This window comes from Flavobacterium sp. (assembly GCF_044368625.1).
GTDB lineage: Bacteria > Bacteroidota > Bacteroidia > Flavobacteriales > Flavobacteriaceae > Flavobacterium.
The window spans coordinates 1-3,326 of record NZ_JBIPPD010000278.1; the positions used below are offsets into that span (position 1 = coordinate 1).

General features: G+C 34.5%; 3 protein-coding genes. All 3 read left to right on the forward strand.

Translation table 11 applies throughout. From position 1 onward, the window contains the following. Positions 1 to 212: sensor histidine kinase (locus tag ACIQ2X_RS14815; protein ID WP_396179728.1), on the forward strand; the 212-nt coding region annotated here is incomplete at its 5' end. Between the two features lie 2 nt (positions 213 to 214). Continuing rightward, entirely contained in the window at positions 215 to 862 is a 648-nt protein-coding gene (locus tag ACIQ2X_RS14820; protein ID WP_396179729.1) for a response regulator, read from the forward strand. 72 nt (positions 863 to 934) lie between these two features. Then, positions 935 to 3,326, forward strand: a 2,392-nt coding sequence (locus ACIQ2X_RS14825) for a hypothetical protein (protein ID WP_396179730.1), incomplete at its 3' end; no start/stop codon positions are given.

The window sequence follows — 3,326 nt, forward strand, 5'->3', positions numbered from 1 at the left end:
CAGTGACTATTATTGTTGCTATTAAACAAACTCAAAAACAGCTAGAAATTCAAATTTCTGACAATGGAATTGGCTTTGATTACGAAGCAAAAAAGAAAAAATCATTTGGTTTGACCAATATTCAAAATAGAATTCAAGAATTAAAAGGGTATTTCCAAGTGCAATCTACACCCGAAAAGGGAACAATTTATTCCATTAGCATTCCATTGTAATTATGATAAAAATTCTACTAGTCGAAGACAATTTATTTCTGCAAAAAGCATTGGAAGAAAAATTATCTTTTTTTCCAGATGTTATTATAAAAGATACTGCTCAAAACGGTGAAGAAGCCATAGTCATTTTAGAAAAAAATCACGTATTCGATTTGATTCTGATGGATATTGAAATGCCAAAAATGAACGGAATAAAAGCCACAGAAATCATCAAATCGAAATATCCGCAAATCAAAATCGTGATGATTACCGTTTATGATAACGACGACAACATTTTTAATGCCATAAAAGCCGGAGCCGACGGGTATCTTCTTAAAGAAACCCAGGCCGAAAAAATATACGAAGCCATTGGAGAAACCTTGTCGGGCGGAGCGGCAATGTCACCATCGATTGCAATGAAAACCTTGAAATTATTGAAAAATCCAGGCGTTTTTGAAGACCCGGAAGCAGCAGAAGGCATAGAACTTTCGGTTAGAGAAATTGAAGTTTTAGAACAGTTGAGCAAAGGTTTGAAAAACAAAGACATTGCCGATAATTTGTTTATTTCGTTTTCTACCGTGAAAAAACATATTGAAAATATTTACAAGAAACTACAAGCCCACAATAGAATTGAACTGATTCAAAAGGCCAGAAACAACAAGTTGATTTAATATAAGCCGAACGGCTAATTGATTGGTTTTTGCAGAATTATAATCTTTGTATAACATCAAAAATCAAAGATTATGAAAAAAATAATTACTTTCCTGACACTTGCCATTTCTTTCAATTGCTTTTCACAAGTAGTAAAAATTGCTGATGCCGATGCAATCGGTCCGTTAACGGAATTTAAAAACAAACAATTTTTAATACAGTTTGGGGCAATACCTGGAATAAAATCTACGGATGGGATTTCAAATACCTTAAACACTGAACATACTGGGGTTAATGGCGCTACCTATTCGTTTACTGCGAAAAACAATAGTACTTTATATGTTGTCGAAAATACTCAATCAACAACTAGTCTCTTAGTAACCAATGGAACTGGTGGATTTACAAATATAAAAAGTTTCACAACTTCTAGTATTGGAAGTCTGCCCAAAATACGATTAGCGCCTACACTTTCGGTTATTGCGACTGAAGAAGTAAAACGAACACCAAATAATTTTATTGGTAATAAATTAATTTTTACTGCGATTGATCCAGCGGCACAAATCTTGCGTCTTTGGAGCTCCGAAGGCACCACAGCATCTACTGTTGCTATTTTGTCTTCGACCGGTTTAGAAATTGATGTTCTTGATGATTCTTTTGGTGAAAACATTAGTGGTCTTGTTTATTTCAACGGAAGAACAACCATTTCAGATAACTATCATCTTTGGAGAACCGATGGGACTGCATCAGGAACTTATCCGGTAACAACCACATTGGGTGAAAGATTATTTACACCCACAAAATCAACAATAGAAAACTTAAACGGTGAACTTTTATTCGTAGCTTCAACAACAAATACGATTAGCCCCGCAACCGATTTATGGAAGACAAATGGCACACCAGCTGGAACTATTAAACTTTTTGGGATTATAAATCACGGAGTTTATAATAATTCCAACACTTTGCCTAAATTTTTTGGTAAAGTATTCAAAAACAACTTTTATTTTTATGGTAACAATAACACTCTTGGCTATTTTGCTTTATATAAAACCGATGGTACGGTTGCTGGAACTTCGCTTTTGAAAAGTTCGAATAATCAAAACATAAAAGTTCCAAGTGTAAGTACTGTTTTTTTTAATGATGACAATTATATCTATTTTCCAGGCAAAGGCAGAAAAGAATTTGCTCCAAATTTTTTTATAGATTGGGATTTTTATTATGCTAGTCAAGGAAGCTCAGTCGACACAAAACCTATAGACGATTTGTCTAATATTCCAACTGTTAATTTTGTATACAAAACTTCAGACGGATTAATAGTAAATACAGGAAACAATTCATTTAAGCTAAATGGATATGACAAACCAGTAAAAACAGTTTTTACATCAACTCAAATGAATGTATTATCTGGTGGATTTTCTCATAAAAGTAAAATTTGGTTTTCTGCTTCAGAAGGGGTCTCAAATGAAGAGTTATGGACTTCCGATGGCACACAAAATGGAACTAAAAGATTTGCTGACATCATTGCGGGCTCAGGCAGCTCAGGCCCGAAGGGATTTTTCACTATAAACAATGATTTATTTGTTTTTGCAAAATTTGGCTCACAAACGGGTGGTTTTAGTATTTATAAAATAGGAGAAGATTATACTTTTAATGGTGCTACTTCAAACAATTGGAATCAGGCAAGTAATTGGAATGCAGGTTCTACACCAACTTCAGTAGATGCTATAACAATACCGAGCGGTTTTAATGTAAATGTAGATACAAATGTTGCTGCAAATAATGCTCTTATTAATTCTCCTGTTACAATTTCGAATGGAAGTGTCAATTTATATGGAACAACAAGTTTAGGAGCAAAAATCACTTTAAACAACAACAATTTAAACCTAAAAGGTGCAGCATCATCAGTTGCTGGAAATGCCACCAATTATATTGTAACTAACGGAACAGGAACAGTAACCATAGAAAATCTAGATGCTTCCAGAGGAACGATTTCTTTACCAATAGGAACTTCGACTAATTACAATCCAGTTTCTCTTTCCAATTCAGGAACTACCGATACTTTTTCTGTCCGAGTTTTCGATGGGATTTCAGGCACGACAAATGGTGCGGTGAATGCCACTTGGGAAATTTCGGAAGCAGTTGCTGGAGGAAGCAATGCCAGTTTGAATTTAGGATGGAATCAAGTTCAAGAAAACGGGACTTTTACAAGAAACTCTGCGAAAATTGGACATTTTGTGAGTGGAAATTGGATTCAAGAAACCTCTGGAGCCGTTTTAGGAAGTAATCCTTACACGCTTTTGGCGACAGGAATTAGTAGTTTTTCTCCTTTTACAGTAATGAATTTTTCTGCTCTTTCGGTATCAGATTTCAATCAATCCAAAGTAGCCATTTACCCAAATCCGTCAAATGGTCATTTTACTATTCAAGTTTCGGATTCTTTTATTGATGGTAAAGCAACAATATATAATTTGTTAGGGCAAAAAGTAC

Bases quoted from the DNA above. Each gene is read 5' to 3' on its own strand.
- ACIQ2X_RS14820 (WP_396179729.1), top strand. From the start codon at position 215: ATGATAAAAATTCTACTAGTCGAAGACAATTTATTTCTGCAAAAAGCA.